This window comes from Legionella maioricensis (assembly GCF_023618015.1).
Lineage (GTDB): Bacteria > Pseudomonadota > Gammaproteobacteria > Legionellales > Legionellaceae > Legionella > Legionella maioricensis.
The window spans coordinates 129,841-155,290 of record NZ_JAJKBJ010000003.1 but is presented as its reverse complement, the minus strand read 5'-3'; the positions used below and the strand labels follow the sequence as shown (position 1 = coordinate 155,290).

Sequence of the window (25,450 nt, the reverse complement as noted above, 5' to 3'; positions counted from 1 at the left end):
GCGAAATGAGGGCTTGACTCACTTGAACAAAAAGCGGTATATAACGTATCATCTTCTTTTTAATTTGAAGCTTTTGTAAATGCAGTTATGCGTGTTCAAAACTCATTTGGAGCAAAACCATGACAGTTGAGCATTATCCGACCTCACTTGTCAGTCGTCTTGCAATTGCCGGAACCCCGTTAGTGCCGCAGGGATACTATCGCTCCAAACTATTTATTACCCCTTTTTCAACAAATACCCTGGTTGCAGCAGCAGGGCCATTGCTGTCCTTATTAGAAAGGCTCTGCTTAAGTCCATCACTGCCTCCCATTGAAAATATAAGAGATAACATCGAACATGAGTTGCGCGCATTTCACAGTAAATTGGCTGCCTCTAAATATTCACCCGATCTGACCAGCATTGCTCAATATCTCCTCTGTGCAACCATAGATGAAATACTTGGAAAAAGTTACCTGCGTGTGTACAACCTGGCTGCTGAATTTAAATCCTTTACTCCCTTAACCAGTGATGGGGCTCAACCGCAACAACGTTTTTTTGAAATTCTTAATTACATTAAAGAAAGACCAAATCAGTACCTCGATTTAATAGAGCTAACCTATTTTTGCCTTATTGCAGGTTTTGAAGGAGAATATCATTTGAAGGCAGATGGACGCCAGGTGCTTGATAATACTATTGAAGATTTATATCAAATAATACAACAGTATCGCTTTAATAAACCCCATCGGTTATTTAATGAAAATCCTATACCCAAAACAATTAAAAAAACCTATAAGGCGGCCATAATAAGTGCCGTAATTGCTGCCAGTATCGTAGTTTGTGCTTTCTTGACCAGCCAAATTTTATTGGAAAATAAAGCCAAATCCGTTTTATTCGGGCATTCCCGCCTTGCAATGCTGGATAACTAATGGATAATTCTTTACGCGCATTATGTGATGCCATAAAAAAAATACTCTCTCAATTAAAACCTCAGGTTAATCAGCTGTCCTTTCTTGTAGTAACCGGAAGAAATGAGCAAGGTAAATCAGCTCTTTTAAAACAAAGTAACATGGAAGAAATGCCTGTCTTTAGCGAACAGCATGCAAAAATTTATTTTAATCAACAAGGTATTATTGTCGAGCTGGGTGAGACCTGGCTTACTAATAGCAAAACATTATTACAAAATACTCTAAAACAATTGAATCGATGCAACAGGCATCTCAAAATTACTGGACTTATTTTATGTGTTGATGTCAATGATTTATTAATATCTGACCCAGCCGAGTTCGCAGAGCAAAAAAAGGCTCATTTGCAATTATTAAATCGTTTAGGCTCTAATCTGGGTTATCAAGCTGAGTTAGCCATTGTATTCACTAAAATGGATACCTTGGCAGGTTTCACTGAATTTTATCAAATGGATCATGTAACTGATCTATCTAAACCTTTGGGGTTTTCCTTGGATTGTATGAATCAATTACGTAAAAAAATTGAAGCATACAGCCTTCAATTTAATCAGTTAATTGAAATGCTTGCTCAACAAGTCATAAATAAAATGCATCCGGCACGATCCACTATAAAACGCAGTTTAATACGTGAATTTCCCCTTCAATTAGCTAGTTTACGCGCCCCTGCGCAAGCGCTCATTCAAGGCATTTCCCCTAAACTGTTTCATCTTCACTCCATTTATTTTACGAGTGCCGAACAAGGTGGCGTAAGTATTGACCGGTTAAATAAAAAAATTCAACATGAATATGCCTTGGTTGTTCAAGACACCTTTCCTCAAGCCACTAACTTTAGAGCCTATTTCGTTGAGGGCGCGCTAAAAAATATACAAGAACAATGCAGCCAAGCACCGCAAATAAGGAAATTCTCTCAAAAACCACTGATTGCAATTGCGGCAAGCATTGCGGGAGTGAGTTTACTTATTTTAAGTTACAATCATTACAAAACAGCACACCTCTTGGATGAAGCAAGCAAAGAGCTGCTTGCTTATGATGCATTGAATGGTCAAGGAAACAATGGAGCTCAAGCACTCTATCATTTATCGAAAGCGGCAAATAAAATTGAGCACATTCCCAGTAATTCCATATCGCTTCCCACCGTTCATCAATTAAAATTAAACCTCCACCATAACGCTCAAAATCGTTTACAAGGAGAGTTCATCCCCTCTTTAATGAATGAACTGGAACAAGCGATCACCAATCCCAGCAATACCCCTATAGTCCGCTATAAAGCCCTCAAAATATACCTGATGCTTGGTCAACCTGAACACTTAGTAGCAACCGAAGTGCAGGATTGGTTTAATAATCAGTGGCAAGGGCAAAAATCTAATGGCTCCAAAAAGCAACTGGCTTTACTCAAACATGCGTTAAGTAAACCCTTAAAAAATGTGCTCGTTAAACAACAAATAATTAGCGATGCCAGAAATTATTTAAATGCCCTCCCCACCAGTTATTTATATTACTCCATAGCAAAAGAATCCTTTTCTTCAAAGAAACAAAAAATTGCTATCCAGGGATTTAATCTGGCCGCTGATGAGTTACCTGTTTATTTTACAAAAGCGGGCTTTGAAGAAGTCATCCACAGTATTCCCCAAATCAGTAGCAAGCTGCAAACGGAAAACTGGGTGCTCGCCCGCCAGGATTTATCTCAATTACAAAATATGTTAATCCAGGCGTATTGTTTTGATTACGTAACCTGGTGGCAAACTTTTATGCGCAAATCACAGCCGGTGCATTATCAAGACTACCAGCAAGGGAAGCAAGTCACTCAGCTTTTGCAACAATCCAATGCCATCAATATATTGGTGAATTTAATTCAACAGGAAACAAAACCTGATTTAAGCGAAAACACATCAACTTTTAATCAGTTTGTCGCCCATCAATTTACTGATTTAAATCTGATGAGCCAATCCAGTACGAAAGAACTAAGCATCAAAATCACCGAGCTGGAACAGTTTATTGCAACCCTATCCGTTGTAAATGATGGGGGAAAAACTGCATTTACTATTACCAAATCACGATTCATTAATGAAAGCTCTTCTGATCCTGTCAGTTTACTCTATAATCAAGCGCGCCAGTTACCCGAGCCTTTAAGCTCTTGGGCTAAACAAATAGCGGGTGATACTTGGGTTATCCTCATAAAAGACAGTCGCCAGTATATCAATCAACAATGGCAACAAACAGTTTATAGAGAATTCCAAAGTACTATAGCCAAGCGTTATCCTTTTGACGCTTCCCAACATGAAGAAATTTCGATCGTTGATTTCAACCGCTTTTTTGCAACTCATGGCGTATTAAATACGTTTAGCGAGCAATATATCAAACCCTTCCTGGATGTTTCCAGCGCCGAATGGAAACCCAAAGCAGTTAATGATTTTGTATTGCCTATCTCAACTGAAACTCTTGATGAAATTATCCGTGCCAACATTATAACTAATATGTTTTTCCCAGATCACGGTGATGAAAGCAAAATTGATTTCAGCTTACAAAAAATCAGTCTTGATCCTGTGGTCGCCAGCTTAAATCTTGAAATTGGCGAAACAAAATTGACTGACACTCAAGGAAGCGATTCCTTTATTCGCTTTAGCTGGCCACAAAACAATGCAAAATTATCTCTGAATTCAATTGAAGGGAACCATTATGAGCTTGCTGAACAAGGAACTTGGGCGCTATTTAAACTCCTCGAGAAAGTTAATGTTTTAGTTGATGAACAAGACAGTTCCAGTTTACAAATCCTCTTTGAGGTAAATAGCAATTCAGGACGATATCTATTAAAAACCAATAATCAGATCAATCCCTTTACTCCTGGAATCTTAAATGGGTTCACCTTGAATGAGGCTGTAGTGTGATTGAGAAACTATACCATGACGGAGCAACTTTGATGGACTCCTGATGTGTGTCATTTTATTTAAGCCCCACTAGTGCTCATCGCCTCTTGGGGCATTGCTTGTTAACAAGCCTTGATTAGTTAACTAAACCGTTGCCAATGTGAGTCGCAGAAGACCTTAATTACCAGTAGACAGGCATTGGAAGGTGCCTAACTTAATAGTTTAACCAAAGATTAATATTAAACTTTTACAGGTAAACTTTTAATATTAGGATCTTTAGAATAGGCTTCCAGGATATCGTTAACCAATTGATCAATGATCCCCTCTTTCTCTTCCGCTTCAATCAAACCACCTTTTTCTTTCATGCCGGCCAAACGAGCTTCGATTACCTTGGCTATGGAACCATTTGGGAATAACGCAGCTAAAAGACGTCTTGCTTCAGATGGGCCGAGATGCCTGTATAAATGATTTCGTACGGTCGCATCTTCTGCGGTAGTACTAAATGCCCATAATTCAACAGGGCCTAAGGTCAATGTTAATAATTGAACGTTAACTCCTGTTTTAGTAGCAAATTGAGCCAGGAACGTTGCTCCTCCCTGTCTGGGGCCGTGCACTCTAGTACGTAACGCGACTTTTGCGGTTTCGGAAAGCCCAAAAATTGCGGTGGTCTTCTCAATAGCCTGAGACGGGCCTGCATCCATAATATAAATAGCTGTAGCAAAATCTATCATCACGGGATCAAAGTCATCTACAGACTGAGAAAGCAATGCAATTTGCACTTTCCACTTACGCCCTTCCCGCATGTCAATAATCACTTGTTCACGTACCGCCGCAGATTTGGAAGTGCGATGGAATTCGTCATAAACAATACGCTTGTGATCTTCTCTGATCTGCATAATCCTTTCTTTATGATATTCTTTGTATTGTTCTGGAATACTACTCAAACTTTCATCAGTTAGATAATAATGTCTGGCAAGGACGTAACGAGCTAACATATACATTACTGCCGTTTGTCGGTCGGCAGCATCGCCCCCGCTTTTAGCCACCTCATCAAGATCCAGTGAGACTACTCGCGCATCACCAATATCAAAACTACTGACGCGAGATAAGATTGGATATTCACGAACTGCGGCAGAAATCATTCTTGAAAATGCATTAATTAATGACTCTCCAGTTGGGGCAGTCACTTTTTCATAGAGATCTTCAATGGAAGGAGTTCTACAAATTGAAGCCGCATCTGCCAACAAAGGCATTGCATAGCGCTGTGCCAGCAATGCCTCATGGATAAATCCGGCAGAATAAAGCGAATCAGTAACCTCCCACCAAGTGGATTTGGAGTCACGAACAAACCCAATCTCCTCTAAAATACCATCAATAAACTCTTCTATCCCTGGGGCATAAGGCGTGGGATTAAACTCATCAGCCATGCTTTTATACAATTCGTCTACTACCATGCCGGCTAAATCAGGCATACCGTCATAAGGTTTTTCTGCACCTAACGGGGTAGTTAATAAAGTCATAAAATTCACTAAGAACGATCGTTCTAAAGCGGTTGGGTAACGACATCCCAATTGAGTGTCAAAGGGATTTATTGAATATTCAGGTGTCATTCTTAGGCGATGATAAGCCACCAAATGCCGCTTGGAAGCAGGTAATGCTTCTTTTAACAGGGAAATGAGACCACTACTGGAGGGCCCTATATCAATAATAGCTATACGGGGTAAGCGAATTAATCCACCTGACAAACATAAAGCCAGATTTATAGCGTTAGACAATACTGATTTACCAGAACCAGGACGCGCGTAGACCAAGTCAATCCAGGTTGTTTGTTCTGTTGAACCAGGCTGAAACGGCCAGGGTTTACCATCTGGGGATCTGAAGAGTAACGCTCCCGTTTTCCAAGGTGATGCGGGACGCGTAATGGGCAACATGGAAATAACCGAAGTTAAGGGGGCAACACTGGGTACGCCTGTGCTGTTAAGAGTTGTAGCCAACATTGTTGAAACAAAACCGGCGAAAGGATCGCCACAAATTTCAGACACGTCAGTGGATCCCCAACCTTGAATTGCTTTAACCAGTTCGGAACTTCTCCGTCTAAGCAAAGGCAAATTACCTTCTGGAGCCCATGTTGCGGCAACTACACGCAAACGAACAATAGCCTCATCCGTATTAAGTTGTAAATATTTTAGTAGATTTACTGAATCGCTTATCAAACGATTTTGTGCTGAACTAAAACTCAAAATTGCAGCCAAAAGACCTTTAAGTTTGATCGTACTAAGACCTTCACTTTCGATTAGAAATGAAATTTTCCAAGGAATATGTGAAGGAAGGATACGTGAAAACAAATTTATAAATGGCCTAACGTCCTTAGGAAATAAATCAATATAAGTAGATGCATAAATTTTATCCCCGACCCTAACCGTGCGCAAATCTATAGCTTCTGCATCGCGGGGTATTATCTGCTTCGCAAGTGACGGCCAGAGTAAGTCTGAAGCATCGCCCTCAAAGCTGTTTATCTCACGTACCGGCAGTTTATCTCCAGGTAGAGTTGCCCTCCAATCATCGGCCGTATAATCAGGATCTGCTGTCATACGAATTGCATGAACGGCCTCATGAACATCGAGTAACCTGCCAAAAATATTTAATGAGTCTATGTCATTAATGATGGCGCGAACATAAGCATCATGGGTATCCCGTAGTTCTGGAATTGCTGCAAAAACGGTCTGACTGTTTTTAAATGGAGGAGCCTTGGTGTCCTTCAACATCTTCATTTTTGCTTTATTTGCTACCTTCAATTGATCGCTGGTTAAATTAAACGGTCGGGTAATCAATACAAAATATAAGCGCTCTTCTGCACAATACTGTGATAAATAATTCACTCGCTCCTCAAATAAATCACCTAATTTAAGTTCGAGACGTTCAGCACTAGCTTCGGCTGGGGAATAGATGTCCTGAATTAATTTCTTAATATTTTGTTTATCGTGACTGAAATACACCTGTAATGCATGCCCAGGTCTACCCATAGCCGCTTGAAATGAATTATTCAATCCTTCAACCAAATGATCGAATTCATCGGCGCCAGCAAGAGCGGTTATCCCTTCAATTTTTAATATTGATAACAAACTGCCGTCATGGTTAACTAATACAGTAGGGCTATCAGCGGTTTCCAGATCGATATAAGATTCTGTCGTTTGCCGCAGAGAAGTACTTAACCAGGCAAAGAAGGTATCTATACCCTCAAAAAACGATTCTGACCATTTTGCCATCCCATATCCCCAATCTTTGTATGTATATTATTTATATCTAATCCGCAATTTCTTCCAATGCGCTGGCAGCCCATTTTTCGATTTGCTTTCGAAACTTAGCTCTTGAGGGTAACAAACATATATTCTTGAAAAGCTGCGCTCTGGTTTCTTCTTTATTAACCCCTGCATCAATCATTAATTGACCAAATATAGCAGGATCGCTGGTTCCCTCACCAAATTTTTCTTCGACGATTTGCGATCTGAATTTAAACGATCTATAAATATTTTGAGCACTTGCTTTATAGCCAGTATCATTCGTTATCGCACAAAATAATACATGGCATAGACTGTTTAACTCAGTCTGAGTCAGTTCGGGTAGATAGATCAACGTACCACCACCATAGCCGCCAACTCCAACCGACTCAATAAAAAAACATTGAGCACAAAAACAGCATGCGGTGACTAAATTAGATAATCTATTATTTGTATAGTCATTATCAAGATTAACAATTTCTTGGAATAAACGGGCTTGGAATCCACAAAATTGGCAGGTGTACTGATCTCTATGAAATATTTTCTGTTCATATGATCTGAATCGCTCATCAACCTTCCTGGCTGAATACAAACGCCAGGAACCCGGTGTAGCATTTAATTTCAATTCACAACGTTCTTGATTTTCCGCCATATTCTTTGGCTCACTCTAACCTGATTTAATTAGGGCATTGTCTCATAATAAATCTATCGCAATATAGACCTAACAACATCAAATCTATCTATTTCACTCAATGATCCTATTCTATTTCTCATGAGTCAGTTTGAACCATATAAAATGGCGATGGTAAAGAAAAAACCTACCATCACCATTAGCAACAAACTATCATTACTGGTAAATACTTCCGGTGGGACCTGCAGTTTTTCCTGCGGCACCAAACATAGTCATACCTGCAACCCCTAAAATACTCGGCAAGAATAACAATGCGGCAGCTATAAAAACGAGGGCAATCGGAGTACCAATAGGGACTTGAGTTGGATTATCCTTGTGCTGTTTAAATTTCATAATGGCACCGATAGAAAAGCCCAAGCCTGCCAGGTAGGAGCCTGCAGTAATTAACTTAGCAAGACTGTTAAAAGAACCAGTCATTGAGGAAGCCATATTCCCTAAACTTTTACTGGCAGCTGCATCCTGACTTACTAAAGCAATGAAACCGATACAAGCAACAGTAATTAACCACGATTTATAATCCGACTTACTAGTAGCGTTATTTTTCACCGCATTTCTCCCCAATTTGTTCAAGATCCATTTTTTACATATAAAATATTACTAATCTTCAGGCTTAATTTATAAGTTAGATTAAGAATATTCGAGCCCCCTTTTTCAAATCGGTAACCTGCACCGATTAGCTTCCCTACATATAGAGAAATATATTCATTATTATATAAAATATAAACTATCCAGATGTATAAGCTGTGCCGCTAGGGCCTGCAGTTTTTCCTGTAGTACCAAACATGGTTTGTCCTGTTACTCCCAAAATGGTTGGGAGAAACAATAAAGCTGCGGCAATAAAAACCAAAGCAATAGGAGTACCAATAGGAACTTGGGTTGGATTGTCTTTATGCTGTTTAAATTTCATAATGGCACCAATAGAAAAGCCCAGACCTGCCAAATAAGAACCTGCAGTAACTAGCTTGGCAACATTGGTAAAAGAGCCAGTGATAGAAGATGCCATTTTTCCCAAAGTTGGGCTCGCTACAGCCTCTTGACTCACCAAAGCAAGCAAACCAATACAAACAACACTAATTAACCAAAACATATAATTCGACTTGCTATCCATGTCACTGATCATTGCCCTCTCCTAATTTTATACCCATTTACTTGTTCCGTATAAAACATTCAGTAGCGTCATTACACTATTGATTCACACAACGAACTTCTCACTATTCCTTGTACTATCCTGATGTATAGGCTGAGCCACTAGGTCCAGAGGTTTTTCCTGCTCCGCCAAACATGGTTTGTCCTGTTACTCCCAAGATGCTGGGGAGAAACAATAAAGCTGCGGCAATAAAAACCAAAGCAATAGGAGTACCAATGGGTACTTGAGTTGGATTGTCTTTATGCTGTTTAAATTTCATAATGGCGCCAATAGAAAATCCCAAACCTGCCAAATAAGAACCTGCAGTAATTAATTTGGCAACACTGGTAAAAGAACCAGTCATCGAAGAGGCCATATTGCCTAAACTCTTACTGGCGGCAGCATCCTGGCTTATTAAGGCAAGTAGACTAATACAGATAACGCTAATTAACCAAGATTTATCATTCATTCTGTTAAAGCCTCTATTGTCCACAGTATTCTCCTAAAATTATATTAGTCCACTATCCCCAATACGCTCAAATTTTTATACCGTTTATATTCAATGAATACTCCATAGTTTTTTATGAGCTAACTACTTATTGGAACACGCTTCCTGTAGGACCTGCTGTCTTTCCAGCCCCACCAAACATGGTTTGTCCTGTTACCCCTAAAATTGTTGGTAGAAACAATAAAGCGGCTGCAATAAAAACCAGGGCAATTGGTGTACCAATTGGTATTTGGGTTGGATTATCTTTATGCTGCTTAAATTTCATTATAGCACCAATAGAAAATCCCAGACCCGCCAAATAAGAACCGGCAGTAATCAATTTAGCTAAACTAGTAAACGACTTGGTAATTGAGGAAGCCATTCCACCCAAGGTAAGAGCTCCTGCAGCTGCGTCCTGGCTCACCAAGACTAATAGACTAATAAATGCCGCACTGATAAACCATGATTTATAATCTGATTTAATATTAACATTACCGTTCACTTGCTTACTCCTACTCTATTTTTTCTCACGACGTACCATATAAAGTATTATTAATCATATTGAGAGTACCTACAATATTGATTGCTAATATTCCACCAAAAACGTGTATCAATCCTTTCCCTGTTCCCCCGGGGGGTTGTCCCTGCGATGCCGAACGAGCAATTAGAACCCATCCTCTGACAAAGGCAATTAAGCCAATTACCTGAATTAACATCGCTAAAGGCTTACCGACAACACTACCACTACCAAAAAGTGTATCCAAAGCCGCGTTACCGCTATTCACTGGAGCATATTGAAGTATATTTTGATAGCCAAAGGTTGTTTGCATCAAAACCGCAAACCCCGTGGGGAAATATATCAGCATAGCACCCACTAACAAATAAACAATAGGCTCCTTGACGCTGGCGCTATTGGACATCATGGTTCTTGCCTCGCCATAAATCTTTAAACTGTATATTGCCTTAAATATAAACGCGCAACCGATAAGATACGCTCCGCCTGTGATAAGGCGTTGTATAGGCGCAAGGGAATTACCGATATTCGTTAATATGTTAGCCTGACTCGCTATCCAACATGCAACAGTACCGCCTGTACAAGTTCCAGCCATAACTACCTCAACTATCTTCTTGACTAAACCTTATTACTTGCCCGGAACTAGTTAATACTCGACCTTGCATAGAGTCTATTAATTTAACTATCCCATATCCTGCAATTTTTGTCCCTTCTCTTACTGTAAGTGTAGAACCATTTGAGCCAATTAGCCATGCTCGACCCGGGATTACTGCTTGGATATAGTAAACAACGCGCGGAGCGCCTGCTTGACGAATAACTCGTTTAGCTGGCTTGGGCTTATAATGAGCCATTAACATATTAATCTCGGCTGATTGTTTCGCCACTTGAGTTGATAGATTTCCAATTACTTGATTAAGATTGGCGATTTGCGTATTTAAATTATTTATATTGTTATTAACCGTTCCAACTTGCTGACCTACAGAACTTACTTCGGCTTTGACCGTTTGTTGTGATAATTCAATAGCAGATACTTTTTGTTTTAAATCACTATCATTTGCGGTTATAACCGTTGGGGGTTGTTGAACAATTGGAGCAGGGGTAGGTGCAGGAGTGATCGTAGTTTGCACAGGCTCAGGTGCTACCTGTGCTATAGGTGTCACTGTAGTTTGACTGGACTCAACATCGCTTTTACCAGAGTACATCCAACCTACGAGCTTGTAGATCACCATTGCCAGGACGAGTACGCCAACAGCGATAAGTGCATTGCGCTTAACATTTTTTGTTTCAGGATAGCGACCTTGGCTTGGCGGTGTTGGACTATTTAAGCCGGACTCCTCCTCCATAGACTCATTATCAAGAGAATCTAATTCTGCGAATTTATATTCATCATTATTTTGATCATTATCTGCCATCATTATCCGCCATCAAATTAAATAGATTGTACGTCTTGTGTAAATAAAACACCGATTCCAGTACCCGAATAGACTTCCACCGTAATGGGTGTATTAAACAATTGCTGAGCCTGCTGACTCCAGTTTTGACCGACTTGCGCTAATCCGATTACAGCATTTTCAAGGGCAGATCGACCAATACCATTTGAAACTGTAATATTATTGCCCCCACCTGTTCCTCCAATAGTTACAGTGGTATTCGCTGATTGGAACGCATTACCAAAGCCTTGTAGGAATGAGGACGCGAATAAAGAGCCATATCGCATTAAGTAATGATGATCTGTACGACTGGACAATGCCGTTCTTGCTGTATTTGGATCAATAGCAAATGCGGATATAGATATCGTTTTTGGAGCACCGGGAATAGACATGGTATTAAACGTAATAACCATCTTATTTGCGGTGGACGGTAAGTTAAAGCTTCCAATTAGCTTTGTTCCCTTCAATTTGCCAGAAACTATAGTTGCTAAAATTGGGCCTGGTTCGTCACTATTTACTGAAGTATCCATGACAGCAAAAACGATATCTCCGGTTTTTATCATGGCGCCTTTCTGTGAAGTGTTTGTAACTGACACACTTTGATTGTTAATGGTGGTAGTAGTCGTACTTACTCCTTGGGCAGCTGCTCCGGCTACGGTTGTCTCGGCGTTACCTTCAGTATAAACCTGAGTAGTAACTTGTTTCCATCCTTGTACCGATTGAGTAGCTGCTGAGAGCATATCGGCTGTTCTTTGTTGAATTTTTTGCTGATATTTTTGCTCAGCCATTTGCTGATTTTGTTTATTTAAAATTGCCTGCAATTTATCATTATTAGCAGCCGCTATTGAAGCACCGGTTGGTTGAGCACCTGGTAAACTCGGCATTCCGGCGAGACTTGATGTATCTTGCGGCAAATTAATACCTTGTAATCCTGCTACAGCTGAATCCTGTTGCGAGAATCCCGCATTCAAAAGTTGATTTGTAGTAAATCCAGCATCTTTTAATTGCTGTGCACTATACCCTGCATCTTTCAAATCTTTGGCACTATATCCTGCCGCTTTTAATTCAGAAGCAGAAAAACCGGCATCTTTTAGATCTTTAGCGCTAAATCCTGCAGCCTTCAAATCGGCTGCTGAAAAGCCCGCATCTTTGAGATCTTTAGCACTAAATCCCACCGCTTTTAAGTCAGCTGCGGAAAATCCAGCATCTTTCAAGTCTTTTGCACTAAAACCAGCGGCCTTAAGCTGCGCCGCACTGAATCCGGCTGCTTTTAATTCTGCTGCAGAAAACCCAGCATCCTTAAGATCTTTAGCGCTAAATCCGGCAGCTTTTAATTGTGCCGCGCTAAAACCTGCATCCCGCAATTCCTTCGCCGTAAAACCGGCATTTTTTAAGTCATTGGCACTGAATCCCGCAGCTTTTAGTTCTGCTGCAGTAAAACCGGCATCTTTTAGCTCTTTAGCACTATATCCCGCATCCTTTAACGCTTGAGCAGAACAGCCCAGAGTTTGTCTGATTGTTAAAGCAGACATACCGGCTGCCCTCGCTTTTTTTAATGACTCCACACTGCAATCAGCAACACGTCCCGCGGCAAGTACCGCAGCAGGATTTAACCCTGAGTCCTCTAATTGTTTGGGAGTAAAGCCCGCAGCAAGCAGTTGTGCCGGAGTATACCCTGCATCCAATAAAGATTTGGCATCATATCCTGCGTCTTTTAAAGCTTGAGCGCTACAACCATTTAATTCCTTAATTCGTTTCGCTGAAACACCAGCCGCGAGCAATTTTTTTAATTTATCAGCAGCGCAACCTGCGGCTTTAATATCACTATCAGAAAGAGGAGTTGCGGCGGCAATTTGTTGCGGTGTAAATCCCGCATTAGCTAGATCTGCGTCACTAAAACCAGCTGCTTTCAATGCCTGCGCACTACAACCTGCATATTGCTTGATAAGAGCCGCACTAACTCCGGCCGCTCGTTCTTTTTTTAATACATCGACATCACAACCGGCATTTTTTACATCCGCAGGTGTAATGCCTGGCGGCAGTTCCATCTGCGCTGCTTTTATCTGTGCTGCAGTGAAACCTGATCTAGCCAGTTCTTCGGGAGTAAAACCTGCATTTAATAGTTCTCTTGCTGTATAGCCTGCGGCTTTTAACTCCTCTGGAGTAAAACCTGCTCTTTTTAAATCCGCAGCACTAAAACCTGCATCCTTCAGTTCTGCAGCAGTAAAGCCTGCTGCTTTTAATTGTTCTGCACTACACCCACTAATTCGTCTTATAGCTGAGGCACTTACTCCTGCTTTACGTAATTTGGTTAATGCGGCCGCGCTGCACCCAGCATTTCGAACATCTGCTGCACTAATACCATCAGGTAAACCACTCGCCTTTGCTATTTCAGCATCAGAAAACCCTGCACCTTTTAATTCGCCATCAGAAAAACCACCATCCTTCATTTGCTGGGCTGTAAAACCGGCATTGCGTAGTTCACAGGCATCAAAACCACACTCTCTTAATCGACCCGCGGTATATCCAATATCTTTTAATTGTCTGGCATTATAACCAGCCGCCTTTAACTCTTTGCACTGGCATATTTGATCCAAATCCTGAAGCGCATATCCGCTATCCTTTAATTGTACGCAGCTACAGCCTGCCTTTAAGTCACTTAATTGAGCTCCCTGGCTTACCACTTGCGCAATAACATTTTTACTGCAACTGCCATTTTTTAAAGCTTGAATCCATAAACTATTTTGTGCGCCCTCTTCTTCTTCTCGTGCCAAGGTAGTAAAGCCTACCCCACTTTGTCCGTTTTTAGAGCCAACTACACCAACTCCTTCACCTAGGGCCTGAGTTCGAATAATTGTAGGAATAGCACTACCCCCAGTACTTTCTGCTTGTTGTGCTTGAGTAACATTTTGCTGCTCTTGCAATTTTGCATATTGTGCGGTGGGATCAAGTACGCCAGGAATAGATTGAATTCCAGTAGGTCCTTGAGGAAGCTGAGAAGTTTCCACTGGACCTTGCGAAGCATTTCGCAATTTTACATAACCAATTACTACAGTAATTATCAATAATATAAGTGTAAAGACAATAATTACTCGTGTTCTAGTATTGGAAAACAGTGACTTTAAGTTTTCTTTTTTGCTTGCCATTGTTTATAACCCTTCTACCTTGAGTTGCATCACTTTTCCATGCCAGGACACTAAAAGCACCGGCGACTTTTGCATTTCATAAGCGTGCGTCCCATCTGCACTGGTCATACTGCCTAACCAACCGGGTGATAATATAGTTAGATTGGTTCTCACATACATTTTTTCACCAAAAAGCCAGGCCCGAGCATCTCCACCACTCACTACCAAGCGACTGCTCCCCGGAGGTGGCACGCCATCTAAAACATGAAGAAGCAAATCATTTGCTGAGGGAGGTATTCCCTCCTCCAGAGGCATGCTTTTAGCATTAGGACCAAATCCTTGAACTCGCAAATCGACTCGATAATCCACTGCTTTTTGCCCGGGTATTAAAGTCAACATCACTGGTGTATTCAAACCTCTTAATCGAACCGCCAGGTTGCCATAATTATATAATTTCATCGCTTGAATCATTAAGGTATTACTGGTTTTATCCCATTGAATATTAAATGCAGATGGATCGCCTAAATCATAAGCGGCAATGGGCCAGGGAGCACCTGTAGAATCTAGAAAAACCAAGGAAGAAACAAATCCTTGAGATAAACGTATCACTGGAGGAGTAGATCCAGGAGACAAGTTAACAAATTGCGAGGTAGCCGTTGGTTTGGGTGGTGTGCCAGCGGTTGACGCTTGAGCATATTCGTTGGTTTGATAGATTTGTTTTAAGCGAACAATTTGCTCTGGAGTCAACGGATATAAGTTACGGGTCATATCTTTAAATGATTTATTATCAATAACCTCAACATCATCTTGAGTCATTACTTGCTCTTCACCTTGACCCTGGCCACGATTGGCCTGATTACTATTTTGAGTGGGTTGTGTGGGCCCTGGAGGTCTGGGATTCGCAGTGGTGTTAGCATTCGCATCGCCAGCAGATTGAGTCTCGGGGCCCTGATTCTGGGAAAGGCGCTGTTGCAATAACCGTAATTGCTGTAAGGCTTGTTGGGCATCATCGGTTTGATTGGCAGCATAGACATTACCTGCCATCAAAGAAACCATTGCAACTATCTGACACCTTTTAAATAACTGATACATATTTCTCATAATCAACTTACCCCACCACTGGCAGGTCCAACTACAAATTGTGATATACCTATTCCCCGAGGTGAGTTTAAGGTTGAAACGCGAGTAATCAACATGGTTACTACATTGTTTTGCTGAGTAAACTCACTGGCGCTTTGATAAGTTACCAGAATAGGCATTTGCACCCTCCAGGAGAAACTACCATTTAAAACTCCCTTTTGGAGAATAATAGGCGCACGAGTCGCTACGGCCGAGACAATTAACTTCTTCGCCTTTACTGCGTCGAGGTTATTAGACTGTTGCAATGCACTAAGAAATTGATCCCAACCTTCTGGGGTAAAAAATCCGGATGAAGCCTGCAACTCATCCCTGTAGTTAACAAAATTATAAGTAAATGAAGCTATGGCTGCCTGATTTGCCCATTGTAATACAGCTGAATCTGATTGGTTTGGCTGATCCAAAGGAAATAATGGCGTAATTCGCCCGTTAATACTCGTCGCAAAATATTTAGGGGCTGGCGGATGAGTAATAATGTAAACCAACATAGACCCCAAAACCAGGTTAACCAGAATAGCGATCAGTAGTGCGAGTATAACCTTACGCTGACTATCTTTATAAAATTTATTTCGTAAGGTAACAACAGTTAAGGCATCTTCAGCCATAATATCCTCTAATTATTGCGGTATAACCCTTTGCACATCATCCGTTGGTGGATCAGGAGGAAGCAATGCATTTGGTGATGCATTAGGTGCCAACATGGATTTAAGCTTAATTGGGGGTGTTATCCCGCTAGTAGCATAATAATCTCTTTCAGGCTGATTTACATAGAAATAAAACATCAACAGCCCAATAATAACACTCAATAAAAGAGAAATAATAACCAAAAGTAATCCGCGTCTGTAAATATGAACATTAAAGTTTTTTTTATTTTTAATCAAAGCCCATGTTTCGCGACTCATTTTATCCTCTATTATGCAACAGCATCCCTAAACGTGATTTCTATTCGAGCATTTGGTGATGTATCACCGCCCTGAGAGTAACTCACTATAGGTTTATCACTACCTAATCCTTGTGTAAAGACAAAACGACTATCAATTCCTTGTGACCAAAGGTATTCACCTACTACCCTCGATCGGGCTAATGTTAAAGCACGCTCTCGATGAACTGATACATATTTACTACTGTAACTCGTTACATTTATTGCAACTTTACGAAATTGCTTAAGAAATATTACTATTTCATTTAATAAACCATAAGAAGCCCATTTTAAATGCGGCGTTTGATCTTCAAATAACGCACTTGCAGGGATGCTTATTAGATAATCCTGTCCAATTGTAATGACTTTTATCCCTCTTTTATTGAATTTTTTAAGATATTTCATTACAGTGGCGTCGCAAGCACCAAGTACCTTACATGGTAATTTAGGATATTCTTTATCTGGTATGTAATCGGCACCGCGATGACAGGCACTGACCTGTAGTAAAGCCATTAAACCCAGAATACGGATTATTGCGATTATGTAGTTAGTAAGCACTGATCTCAACCGTCATCCCCATTTACAAAATATAGACTTTTTGTTTTATCGCTGTCTAACTATCTTTAATTTAACTCAGTGATAATAAAAACATACAAATCATTACGTTACAATGAATTTAACAAAATTGCTATTTTTTTAAAAAATTTATTTATGAACATTGCTCATAATGTGAACATTTAGTGAAAGGGTTGGATAAGGAAATCGTCCAACCCTATTGATTTTAGAGCTCAATATATTGGCGTTGAATTGATGCCATTATTACTTCAATTCTTCTTCACTTTTCTTCTTTGCTTTCTCACGCTCGAATGCAATTTTTGCAGATAAACCTCTTACTATTTCCGTTAACTCATCAGGAGCAATTGCATCTCTTTCTTCCGGAGGATAGCTCGTAGCCATTTGGAAGTCTTTTATCAATTCATTTGCAACAGTTCCAGCGTATTTATCTTTAGCTCCAGCCAATCGCTCTATCATCATCATCTGATTTCTGGTTTCATTAATTGGAAGTAGTGATTCTGCAAATGCGGCCTTATCGGTAGCTAAAATTGGCGGAGAATTGGGCGTGATACGCAAGCCACTGAATATAGTTAACGCCCCTTCAACCTCTTCTTCAATCAAATCTTCAACAGGCTCAGGCGCGTTATAACCATGGAATGCGATTAATGCAGCAACTCCACGCTCTATTGGTTCTTCTATATTGGTTTCACGTAATACCTTGGTAATTAAAGTAATTTCTTCATTTTCTACTACTTTATTGATGCTCAAATCACCACTATCCAGTATTCGTTGGAATGAAGCCAATTGTTTTTGTAACTTCATCAAATAATCATCAGGAGGTGGTTCTACTTTCAAAAATTGATTGATTTTCAATTGCTTGACTGGTTTCGGATTAGCATAAAACATGCGAGCACGAACAATTTTTGATTTGAAAAATATATGTGCTTCACCTTCTGTTTGTTCTTTTAAATCGAGAAGATCGACCCGAGCTCTTTTTTCAAAAGAAGAGCTTTTTGTATCCATATAACTGTTTGAAATACCACCCTCTTTTGTTTGGAATGAATCGACCTTCGTAACATAAGCTTCGCCAGCAGTTTTAGTAAAGAAGTCCCAAGTTTCGGTGGGGTCCTCCAATTTCATACAAATTTTAATGTTTGTATTCGCGCCAATTGATGCCGCTTCTTCTTTGGACGCTTTCTGGAAGGCCGGTAAATCTTGTCCGGCAAATATAGCGGAGAAACCAAGGGATCTTGCTTGAGCAGGAACCACGGCAAAACCTTGAACTGCGTAATAACCATACTCATCAAGGATACACATATATGGTGTTGGAGCATTTGTCGGTTTTCGTAAAATAACGTCGCGATAATCACCCTCGACCTCTTCACCAAGGCCTGCAGCCATCATTGCTTTTAATGAAGAAACAATAATCTTGCCCAAGTTAGATAATTCATCCGGTGATTTTTCTAATGCCGGTAATAAAACCACTAAAATTCTTCTATTCAGTACCACATCTTTAAAATCTACTTCGGCTAAATTAGTACGAATAATATGACCGTACGTATCAGCAAGTGATGAGAAACTTCTCACCAGCTGCATCGTGATAAAGCCGTGTTGCTCTAAAACTTGCGATACTTGTTTTCCTTTTTTCTCTTTGTTATATCCTGGTAAAGTATTAAGATAATTTCTTAATGGGTCAGTTACGAGCTTGGGAACTTGCTCTATATTGATACTTTCCATATCATCACGTGGAAATACTTTATCAACAACTATTGATTCTAATCGGCCTAAATCAAAATAATTTCGAATGGAGTTTGCATCTAGAAGGATTGCACCGTCATCCCGCATATACACTAATAAGCGCATTAATGCTTCAACGAATGCTATAGCTCTACCTTTCCACATATCCCCATCACCGCCCCCTTGAGAGGAACCCATCAAGCTGACAACCAACTGCGTTAACATACTGGAAGAACCCTGGCAGAAAGGATTCAAAGTATTAGATAATCTTTTTTCTTGCGGACCAACTATATCGCGGGCGCCAGTCATGAAGTTAATTAACAGCAAATCATCCTCGCGCCCCATACTTCTCACTAAAGAAAAAACTTTAGCATAAAGCGAGTTATCTCCTTTTCCATCCACATAAATAAATCCACTGCCCTGAACCAGAGCATTATAAGCCAGTGATACCAAACATTCCGTTTTACCACTACCGGTGGAGCCAAAAATTAACGCATGGGTACGCATATCATCATTAGCGAACCACAACTCCTCTCCACTCTTCCGATCGTTACCAAAAAAAGCAATACCTCGAGCGATATTAGGTTTATTAATACCGGGCTTTAAATCATTATAATCTTTCACACGCGCAATTTGAGGCAGACGAAACGGGAGTTTTTGCTTACGAGTAAAACTATATGTAAAAAATACAGCGCCAATTATCATAAGCGAGGTAGCTGCTTCAGAAAAATAATAGGCAATTGCCGCAAGAGTAAAAAGTAAAATAGAAATATTAGTAGGGTCAGCAAAAAAATCTGCCAATCTTTGGGTAAGGCTTCTCGTATCCCTTAAAAGAAGGGTCGGATCTAATTCGTGACGTGTATCAATACCGCGCATCATGGCTCTAACTCCTCCATCTGACGGGGTGTTAATTTAATTTCTTTAATAGCAACTTCTAACGCCCTAATTGCTTCATCTATCATGGGTACCAAACATCGACGCCCCATTTCCTTCTCAGCGCGCCAATGAGCAAAAGGCCCACCAACTTCAGCATAAGGAGTTTGTCTCCCTATACAATTAAGCATATACCATAATCGCCGATCTACAGGCTTTAACCACAAAAATTCTGAGCTGGGAACCACTCCATCGTTACGGGCCGCCTCGAGTAAAGAACCCATTACGGTTAGCACATAGGCATGTTTACTCACCACTTCCTGTACTAACTCACTATCCTGATATTTTTTTATTATGGGTTTGGCTACAGAAAAATCAGGCTTCCCGGCTACGAAAGTTTGATCCAACACTTTTAAAATATTACTTGCAGCGTCCCTGTCCCTATTCATTCGTGCCATAAAAACAGCAGCTAAGGCATAAGCCTGGGGAGACAAATGTTCAAATCCATCCCAATAAGGTCCTAATTGCATGGTAAAAACACGTTTCGCATCCCCACGCCTAACTCCTGCAGTCATCTCTTGACCCGGTATGGGATTATCCAGCAAGACATCATCTTTTCTTAGCAATTTATATTTACGAGCAAACTCCATAGGGGTCAAAGCCATAGCCCACGGTCCCTTATTGACATCTTGGCTCACTAAATCTTCTTTAATAACAGGCATGATGGCAGGCCAATTGAACTGTTCCTGAGCTCTTAAACTCTTCATATCATGGGCTCTACGAAATTTTAAAGTTATATTTGATTTATAAAGGACTATAGCCAAAACAACCATAATACAGACTACTGGATAGCGCATGAAATCGCCTACGCTCCGAGTCATATCAACTAAATCATCCCATCCCACTGTTCTGGGATCTATGGTTTGCATCAAACTAATTTGATTGCTTAATAATTGGTTGTTTAGGAATAAATTAAGAAATTTGGCCTGCCAGATATTAATAAAAAAAACAAATTTAACAATATGTTGATGACCTGTTACCCAGATAACATAACCAGTAAAAAATAGCAGGATGATAATCCATACTGGAGCCATCCCATTATCGGAACCTTGTGGTTGTTGTTGCTGAGCCATCTTTGCAAACTTTTAATAAGATTATTTAGTTCAAGTATATACCGCTCTTGTATCTTTTTGCGATATTTTCACGTGCTATTCATAAATTATAAAACATTCTGATGTTGTTAGGAGGATATGAAGCTCTAAAGAAGAAAATAAATCATCAATTTTTCACTAAACGTCCATTAGCATATCGATAAATTCCACTTATATGGACAAAACGACTGATATTATCTAAATTTAGTGATTTATCCTTTAAACTTAATAACACTTTGCCTAATTTATCTACAGATGCTTTATCCTGCGAAAGAGGCAGAATATCCGATTGATTAATGTATATAGCGACATAGGCTTCATTTTGCTTATTTTCTTTAGTTTTTAATACGGCCTTGACGTCTTCTTCATCAGCATAAATTGGCCTGGAAATCATTTGCTTGGGCAAATTATAGACGATTCGCTCCCAAGATTGGATATTAATGCCGTCGGAGGAGTACAAAGAAATAAATACTTCCTGCTGACCACTTCTCAACGCAATGCGATTAGCTAAATGAGACTCGGCTTTTAATTGAGCTTGACTGTTTGCTCCTAATTGCTTTAGGAAGTCATCACGTATTTCAATTAAATTCTTGCCAATTACTCTCAGAAAAGTTGACTGCTCCCATGGTCCCTTTTCGATAGCATCATTCAATGCCTTTAAAATAGCCTCATTTTGTTCATCAGAGAGTTGATCTTTCATAACATTAATACTTTATAGTCATAGGGCACAACACCCAAAATTAAAAAGAATATAAATGAAGTATAACAGCATTTAGCAAAATGCGGCGTAAGAAATTGTTTTTAACGTGATAAATTAGGGATTCAATTTATGGTTTATGTTGTTTAATTGTCCGTCTACCAGGGAGACACATTCTCTTAAAACCATGATACCTTCCTGTTTATAATCTGGAGAATCAGTCTTTATACTTTGCAGTTGTTCTTTTATTGATTCAGATCCTATTGATTCAGATCCTATTGATTCAGATCCTGACGTTCGTCCAGGTGCTGCAGGCGTATCAGGTTTTAAAATCGTATTTTTAACAGTTTGTTCTATACTTGCGATTAATTTCTCTACACGATCAAGTATTTTACTATGAACAAATTCAGAGCTTACTCCTGGTCGACTTAACGTAGAGCGATGCGCAGGCTGATGTGCTGGCTTAAGAAAACCATATCTATTGGAAGCACTGTCATCATTTGCCATTCTACAACTCCAAACATGTTATTTTATTAAGTTCAGTGTAACAAATTAAATCACTACATTAATGGTACGGTGAATATCTTTCGAATTCTTTACAATAATTATTGAACTCATATTTTTTAGTCATACATTAACTCATCCAAGGGAGTGTAATCTTTACTGGGACCACCTTGAATTAACTCATTCAAAACGTCAGTCATACACAATAACCGCAAAACATTTGGGGTTACCTCATCAAATACAACTCGTATCCCCAGTAATGCTCCTTCAGCCTCATCAAATGTTGCCCCTAATCCATAACCTAAGCACAGGGAACACAATTGATCCGCCCGTTTCGCTATAGCGGGCAATAATCCGGTATCTACAAAAACTTCTTCGTGACTAACGAATCTATCATTGAGATAGAATTTTGCATTCATACTTGTCGCAATTGCTATCATGCATTTACTAAGATCTCGTTCCATTTATCTCCACCATGGTTGCGAAGACTTGACAGATCCTGCTAAAAAACTTCTGATCCAACGTAAAAAAACAGGCACTGTAAAGCCGTAATGCTCAATAATGCCAAAAAATATAGCCGATACGATTACCAATACACCTGTCCATATTCTTATATGCATTAAAAATAAAAAAATCGGAAAGGCAGCTCGGGCATCAACTATAAAAAAACGAGCACTACGTGCAGAATCTCGCCAATGTGCTGTCGCAGCAAATTCTCCAGCCATATCCAAACCTTAAACAAAAAATGTTCATAAAAAAAGTATATACCTAAAAACGGCCTTTAGCACCTGAGTATCTTCAATACTTAATTAACATATCAGATTTTGTTATCCGATCAGGCGAACATTAATCCATCGGAGAATATTTCTTGGTAGCAGAAGCTCCAAGAATATTTGCAAGGAGATGCTCCATTTCCTGAGAAGGCTTTAATTGAGGCTCAGAAAACTCTCTTAGCTCCTGATCCACTGTCTCAGCGCTTTTCGGCTTACTTTTGCCCACCATACTTGCCAACATTTTAGAAGTACTATGAATGGTCATCTGGACTCCTTACGAAACATCTATAGAATCAAGATAACATAAAACAACTTAAGGAATTATTAAGAATAACAAATTTTTTTCTGTTTATTGAAAAGGATAGGGATAATAATAACCCCAATCATTCTTGCCTTAACTGATTTCTTGGCCCTTCAATTGGATTAAGTCTTGTAAAATAGGCAATAAGCCTTTTAATTTTTTTTCATCATAAGGCGTTGCTTGCATTGAAGATTGCCAAAGTCCCTGTGGCCATAGATCATCATTTCTAGATCGAGCCACCACATGCACGTGCAATTGAGGAACTACATTACCCAACGCCCCCACGTTGAGCTTATCTGGTTTAAAATACCCATTGACTAAAAGAGACAAGTGGTTGATTTCCTCTATCAGCGTCTGTCGTTCTTCTCTGTCCAGTTGATATAATTCCTGAATATTGGCTCTTCTGGGAACCAATATAAACCAGGGATAGCAAGCCTCATTCTTCAAGAAAACTCGCGATAAAGGCCAATCGCCAAGAGAAAAACCAGTAGATTGAATTCGCTCATCAATAGAAAACAAGATAGACCCCCAGAATAATTTCTCAAGTAGTGTAACAAAGTAGGTAACAAAGATTAAACTTTAACATAAACTTTGCAGTTAAATTGTAGTGGCATGACTGGATTCATACAGGAGCAACCCAAGGTAAATTTCAACCTCTGCACTGATTTTTCATTCCTATTGGATAAATTTTAATAAACCTATTGAGTAATGAACCTATTTTGCGTTATGTTGAAGTAACCTATTATAAAAATAGGCATTAACAATTGTCATTTAAGGACGAATGCAATTGATCTGCTGGTACTAAATACCAGTCGACGATTGATAAGCTTTAGCAAAAGGAGGAGTCATGGCTAGAGGCGAAGTCAAGTGGTTTAATAACGCCAAGGGTTGGGGTTTTATCATTCCGGAGGGTGGTGGCGAAGATATTTTCGTTCATTTCTCATCCATTCACGGCACTGGTTACAAAACACTAATTCCAGGACAAGCGGTCACTTATGATGTGGAAAACGGTGAAAGAGGACTTCATGCCTCTAACGTCGTTGCCCTGACCGAGGCCACAGAAGTAGAAACGGCTTAATTAAATAAAGTAATACATTATGACGCAGCATCTCAGTAAATAATTGTGCTGCTGCGCATGCTATCTTCAGATATAATGGTCATTTTAATTGATGATTGGCCTTATTGATGAAGCGTGGTTTATTACTCATTAACCTCGGCACTCCTAATAGCACGGGTTTAGCTGATGTAAGCTGTTATTTGCGCGAATTTCTTACCGACAAGCGGGTTATAGATATACCGCCCTTGATTCGGTATTTATTGGTTTATGCCTTAATTGTACCCTTGAGAGCAAAAAAATCGGCCCATGCCTATAAAACGATATGGACTGAGCAAGGCTCCCCCTTATTATTCCACAGTCAAAATTTAGCGAATCATCTTCAAAAAACGATTGGCGCAGAATATAAAATTGCCTTGGGCATGCGTTATGGTAAACCTTCCATAACAAGCGCGATTCATGATTTAAAAGACTGTGAGTCCATTACCGTTCTCCCTTTATATCCACAGTATTCTTCCGCAGCAACAGGCTCCTCAATAGAGGAAGTCATGCGGATCATCACTACTCAAGAGGTTATTCCCTCTCTTAACATCATCCGAGACTTCTACCACCATCCAGCATATATCACGTCCCAAGCACAAATCATTAAAAGACATCTTCACGAGCACGATCATCTATTATTTAGTTATCATGGAATTCCAGAACGCCAAATTCGCAAAGCAGGATGCAAAAAAGTATGTACTGAAAAGTGCCCACCAATCTCGAAAAATAATCAGGGGTGCTATAAAGCGCAATGTCACCAAACCACCCAACTATTGGCAAAAGAATTAAGATTGAGTCCGAACCAATACAGCACCGCATTCCAATCCAGACTAGGTAAAACTCCCTGGATAAAGCCCTATACCGAAGAAGTACTTACTGAACTTGCCGCAAAAGGAATTAAAAGGCTGGCGATTTCTTGTCCCTCCTTTGTTGCCGACTGCTTAGAAACCCTGGAGGAAATAGGAATGCGCGCCAGAGAACAATGGGAAAAACTGGGTGGGGAGCAATTCACTATGATTCCCTCTTTGAATGATGCCCCCGAGTGGATAAAAGCAATTGCCACTATAGTTAAAGGATAGTTACTCGGGCCTCCTTCCATTTGTTACTTTATATCTAGACTGATGAAAAATGGGTTAACGTATCATAATTCCTCTAATTTAATAATGATTATTACCCCCTCAGACAGATGCATGCCAACAACATTAAAGCACTATAGCTAGCTTTTTTCATTTGCGGTATCATAAATCGCTT

General features: G+C 39.9%; 25 protein-coding genes. 4 read left to right on the top strand and 21 right to left on the bottom strand.

The features are described 5' to 3' along the window. The first annotated feature begins 119 nt into the window (after positions 1 to 119). Positions 120 to 905, top strand: a complete 786-nt coding sequence (icmH, locus tag LOX96_RS04395; RefSeq protein WP_250419391.1) for a type IVB secretion system protein IcmH/DotU — start codon at positions 120 to 122, stop codon at positions 903 to 905. Then, the gene (icmF, locus tag LOX96_RS04390) at positions 905 to 3,826 is read left to right on the top strand and encodes a type IVB secretion system protein IcmF (RefSeq protein WP_250419392.1); all 2,922 of its coding nucleotides are present in this window, start codon (positions 905 to 907) and stop codon (positions 3,824 to 3,826) included. Before icmH ends, icmF begins: the two co-directional genes overlap by 1 nt. Before the next feature lie 218 nt (positions 3,827 to 4,044). Here the strand turns inward: icmF and LOX96_RS04385 are convergent, their stop codons facing one another. The 21 genes from LOX96_RS04385 to LOX96_RS04285 form a co-directional block, all read right to left on the bottom strand. Beyond that, on the bottom strand, positions 4,045 to 7,071 hold the full coding sequence (locus tag LOX96_RS04385) for a type IV secretion protein IcmB (protein ID WP_250419394.1): 3,027 nt from the start codon (positions 7,069 to 7,071) through the stop codon (positions 4,045 to 4,047). A 37-nt stretch (positions 7,072 to 7,108) separates the two neighbouring features. Next, positions 7,109 to 7,735, bottom strand: coding sequence for a type IVB secretion system protein IcmJDotN (icmJ, locus tag LOX96_RS04380; RefSeq protein ID WP_250419396.1), 627 nt, complete (start codon positions 7,733 to 7,735; stop codon positions 7,109 to 7,111). 195 nt (positions 7,736 to 7,930) lie between these two features. Then, positions 7,931 to 8,320: a type IV secretion protein IcmD gene (locus LOX96_RS04375; protein ID WP_250419398.1), complete on the bottom strand. Its 390-nt coding sequence runs from the start codon at positions 8,318 to 8,320 to the stop codon at positions 7,931 to 7,933. A gap of 178 nt (positions 8,321 to 8,498) precedes the next feature. Next, positions 8,499 to 8,894, bottom strand: coding sequence for a type IV secretion protein IcmD (locus LOX96_RS04370; RefSeq protein ID WP_250419399.1), 396 nt, complete (start codon positions 8,892 to 8,894; stop codon positions 8,499 to 8,501). Between the two features lie 103 nt (positions 8,895 to 8,997). Continuing rightward, on the bottom strand, positions 8,998 to 9,369 hold the full coding sequence (locus LOX96_RS04365; protein WP_250419401.1) for a type IV secretion protein IcmD: 372 nt from the start codon (positions 9,367 to 9,369) through the stop codon (positions 8,998 to 9,000). 127 nt (positions 9,370 to 9,496) lie between these two features. After that, a complete protein-coding gene (locus tag LOX96_RS04360) occupies positions 9,497 to 9,889 on the bottom strand; it encodes a type IV secretion protein IcmD (RefSeq protein ID WP_250419403.1) in 393 nt (130 codons plus the stop codon). A gap of 25 nt (positions 9,890 to 9,914) precedes the next feature. After that, entirely contained in the window at positions 9,915 to 10,496 is a 582-nt protein-coding gene (locus tag LOX96_RS04355) for a type IV secretion protein IcmC (protein ID WP_250419404.1), read from the bottom strand. A 7-nt stretch (positions 10,497 to 10,503) separates the two neighbouring features. Further along, the gene (gene icmG, locus LOX96_RS04350; RefSeq protein WP_250419406.1) at positions 10,504 to 11,316 is read right to left on the bottom strand and encodes a type IVB secretion system protein IcmG/DotF; all 813 of its coding nucleotides are present in this window, start codon (positions 11,314 to 11,316) and stop codon (positions 10,504 to 10,506) included. Between the two features lie 14 nt (positions 11,317 to 11,330). After that, positions 11,331 to 14,477, bottom strand: a complete 3,147-nt coding sequence (dotG, locus tag LOX96_RS04345; protein WP_250419409.1) for a type IVB secretion system protein DotG/IcmE — start codon at positions 14,475 to 14,477, stop codon at positions 11,331 to 11,333. A 3-nt stretch (positions 14,478 to 14,480) separates the two neighbouring features. Beyond that, positions 14,481 to 15,557, bottom strand: a complete 1,077-nt coding sequence (locus tag LOX96_RS04340) for a DotH/IcmK family type IV secretion protein (protein ID WP_250419410.1) — start codon at positions 15,555 to 15,557, stop codon at positions 14,481 to 14,483. 2 nt (positions 15,558 to 15,559) lie between these two features. After that, positions 15,560 to 16,198, bottom strand: a complete 639-nt coding sequence (locus LOX96_RS04335) for a type IVB secretion system apparatus protein IcmL/DotI (protein ID WP_250419411.1) — start codon at positions 16,196 to 16,198, stop codon at positions 15,560 to 15,562. Between the two features lie 12 nt (positions 16,199 to 16,210). Beyond that, a complete protein-coding gene (gene icmM, locus LOX96_RS04330) occupies positions 16,211 to 16,495 on the bottom strand; it encodes a type IVB secretion system protein IcmM/DotJ (protein ID WP_250419413.1) in 285 nt (94 codons plus the stop codon). A gap of 11 nt (positions 16,496 to 16,506) precedes the next feature. Beyond that, on the bottom strand, positions 16,507 to 17,079 hold the full coding sequence (gene icmN, locus LOX96_RS04325) for a type IVB secretion system protein IcmN/DotK (RefSeq protein ID WP_250419415.1): 573 nt from the start codon (positions 17,077 to 17,079) through the stop codon (positions 16,507 to 16,509). Between the two features lie 252 nt (positions 17,080 to 17,331). Beyond that, positions 17,332 to 19,683 carry a TraM recognition domain-containing protein gene (locus LOX96_RS04320; protein ID WP_250419417.1) on the bottom strand — a complete coding sequence of 784 codons (2,352 nt, stop codon included), beginning with the start codon at positions 19,681 to 19,683 and terminating at the stop codon, positions 17,332 to 17,334. After that, positions 19,680 to 20,810 (bottom strand): type IVB secretion system coupling complex protein DotM/IcmP, encoded by a 1,131-nt coding sequence (gene icmP / locus LOX96_RS04315; protein ID WP_250419420.1) that lies wholly within the window; start codon positions 20,808 to 20,810, stop codon positions 19,680 to 19,682. The genes LOX96_RS04320 and icmP overlap by 4 nt, the downstream gene beginning before the upstream one ends. A gap of 145 nt (positions 20,811 to 20,955) precedes the next feature. Further along, positions 20,956 to 21,528 (bottom strand): Dot/Icm secretion system protein IcmQ, encoded by a 573-nt coding sequence (icmQ, locus tag LOX96_RS04310; protein ID WP_250419422.1) that lies wholly within the window; start codon positions 21,526 to 21,528, stop codon positions 20,956 to 20,958. A gap of 114 nt (positions 21,529 to 21,642) precedes the next feature. Beyond that, on the bottom strand, positions 21,643 to 22,032 hold the full coding sequence (locus LOX96_RS04305; RefSeq protein WP_250419423.1) for a hypothetical protein: 390 nt from the start codon (positions 22,030 to 22,032) through the stop codon (positions 21,643 to 21,645). A gap of 116 nt (positions 22,033 to 22,148) precedes the next feature. Beyond that, complete coding sequence (locus LOX96_RS04300; protein WP_250419424.1) at positions 22,149 to 22,493, bottom strand: type IV secretion IcmS family protein; 345 nt, start codon at positions 22,491 to 22,493, stop codon at positions 22,149 to 22,151. After that, the gene (icmT, locus tag LOX96_RS04295) at positions 22,494 to 22,754 is read right to left on the bottom strand and encodes an IcmT/TraK family protein (RefSeq protein WP_250419426.1); all 261 of its coding nucleotides are present in this window, start codon (positions 22,752 to 22,754) and stop codon (positions 22,494 to 22,496) included. 121 nt (positions 22,755 to 22,875) lie between these two features. Continuing rightward, positions 22,876 to 23,067, bottom strand: coding sequence for a hypothetical protein (locus LOX96_RS04290; RefSeq protein WP_250419428.1), 192 nt, complete (start codon positions 23,065 to 23,067; stop codon positions 22,876 to 22,878). 129 nt (positions 23,068 to 23,196) lie between these two features. Further along, positions 23,197 to 23,622, bottom strand: coding sequence for an HIT domain-containing protein (locus LOX96_RS04285; protein WP_250419431.1), 426 nt, complete (start codon positions 23,620 to 23,622; stop codon positions 23,197 to 23,199). A gap of 328 nt (positions 23,623 to 23,950) precedes the next feature. Here LOX96_RS04285 and LOX96_RS04280 point away from each other — a divergent pair, with 328 nt between their 5' ends. Then, positions 23,951 to 24,181 carry a cold-shock protein gene (locus tag LOX96_RS04280; protein WP_250419434.1) on the top strand — a complete coding sequence of 77 codons (231 nt, stop codon included), beginning with the start codon at positions 23,951 to 23,953 and terminating at the stop codon, positions 24,179 to 24,181. Positions 24,182 to 24,288: 107 nt separating this feature from the next. Continuing rightward, positions 24,289 to 25,278 (top strand): ferrochelatase, encoded by a 990-nt coding sequence (hemH, locus tag LOX96_RS04275; protein ID WP_250419436.1) that lies wholly within the window; start codon positions 24,289 to 24,291, stop codon positions 25,276 to 25,278. The last annotated feature ends 172 nt before the right edge of the window (positions 25,279 to 25,450 follow it).

What these genes read in the sequence shown, in the direction of transcription:
- LOX96_RS04300 (WP_250419424.1), bottom strand. Translation starts at nt 22,493, where the DNA reads ATGGAACGAGATCTTAGTAAATGCATGATAGCAATTGCGACAAGTATG.
- LOX96_RS04385 (WP_250419394.1), bottom strand. Translation starts at nt 7,071, where the DNA reads ATGGCAAAATGGTCAGAATCGTTTTTTGAGGGTATAGATACCTTCTTT.
- LOX96_RS04355 (WP_250419404.1), bottom strand. Translation starts at nt 10,496, where the DNA reads ATGGCTGGAACTTGTACAGGCGGTACTGTTGCATGTTGGATAGCGAGT.
- icmH (WP_250419391.1), top strand. Translation starts at nt 120, where the DNA reads ATGACAGTTGAGCATTATCCGACCTCACTTGTCAGTCGTCTTGCAATT.
- icmP (WP_250419420.1), bottom strand. Translation starts at nt 20,810, where the DNA reads ATGGCTCAGCAACAACAACCACAAGGTTCCGATAATGGGATGGCTCCA.
- LOX96_RS04290 (WP_250419428.1), bottom strand. Translation starts at nt 23,067, where the DNA reads ATGACCATTCATAGTACTTCTAAAATGTTGGCAAGTATGGTGGGCAAA.
- hemH (WP_250419436.1), top strand. Translation starts at nt 24,289, where the DNA reads ATGAAGCGTGGTTTATTACTCATTAACCTCGGCACTCCTAATAGCACG.
- LOX96_RS04280 (WP_250419434.1), top strand. Translation starts at nt 23,951, where the DNA reads ATGGCTAGAGGCGAAGTCAAGTGGTTTAATAACGCCAAGGGTTGGGGT.
- LOX96_RS04320 (WP_250419417.1), bottom strand. Translation starts at nt 19,683, where the DNA reads ATGATGCGCGGTATTGATACACGTCACGAATTAGATCCGACCCTTCTT.
- dotG (WP_250419409.1), bottom strand. Translation starts at nt 14,477, where the DNA reads ATGGCAAGCAAAAAAGAAAACTTAAAGTCACTGTTTTCCAATACTAGA.
- LOX96_RS04335 (WP_250419411.1), bottom strand. Translation starts at nt 16,198, where the DNA reads ATGGCTGAAGATGCCTTAACTGTTGTTACCTTACGAAATAAATTTTAT.
- LOX96_RS04365 (WP_250419401.1), bottom strand. Translation starts at nt 9,369, where the DNA reads ATGAATGATAAATCTTGGTTAATTAGCGTTATCTGTATTAGTCTACTT.
- icmF (WP_250419392.1), top strand. Translation starts at nt 905, where the DNA reads ATGGATAATTCTTTACGCGCATTATGTGATGCCATAAAAAAAATACTC.
- LOX96_RS04305 (WP_250419423.1), bottom strand. Translation starts at nt 22,032, where the DNA reads ATGGCAAATGATGACAGTGCTTCCAATAGATATGGTTTTCTTAAGCCA.
- icmG (WP_250419406.1), bottom strand. Translation starts at nt 11,316, where the DNA reads ATGATGGCAGATAATGATCAAAATAATGATGAATATAAATTCGCAGAA.
- icmM (WP_250419413.1), bottom strand. Translation starts at nt 16,495, where the DNA reads ATGAGTCGCGAAACATGGGCTTTGATTAAAAATAAAAAAAACTTTAAT.
- icmJ (WP_250419396.1), bottom strand. Translation starts at nt 7,735, where the DNA reads ATGGCGGAAAATCAAGAACGTTGTGAATTGAAATTAAATGCTACACCG.
- icmQ (WP_250419422.1), bottom strand. Translation starts at nt 21,528, where the DNA reads ATGAAAGATCAACTCTCTGATGAACAAAATGAGGCTATTTTAAAGGCA.
- icmT (WP_250419426.1), bottom strand. Translation starts at nt 22,754, where the DNA reads ATGGCTGGAGAATTTGCTGCGACAGCACATTGGCGAGATTCTGCACGT.
- LOX96_RS04340 (WP_250419410.1), bottom strand. Translation starts at nt 15,557, where the DNA reads ATGAGAAATATGTATCAGTTATTTAAAAGGTGTCAGATAGTTGCAATG.
- LOX96_RS04370 (WP_250419399.1), bottom strand. Translation starts at nt 8,894, where the DNA reads ATGATCAGTGACATGGATAGCAAGTCGAATTATATGTTTTGGTTAATT.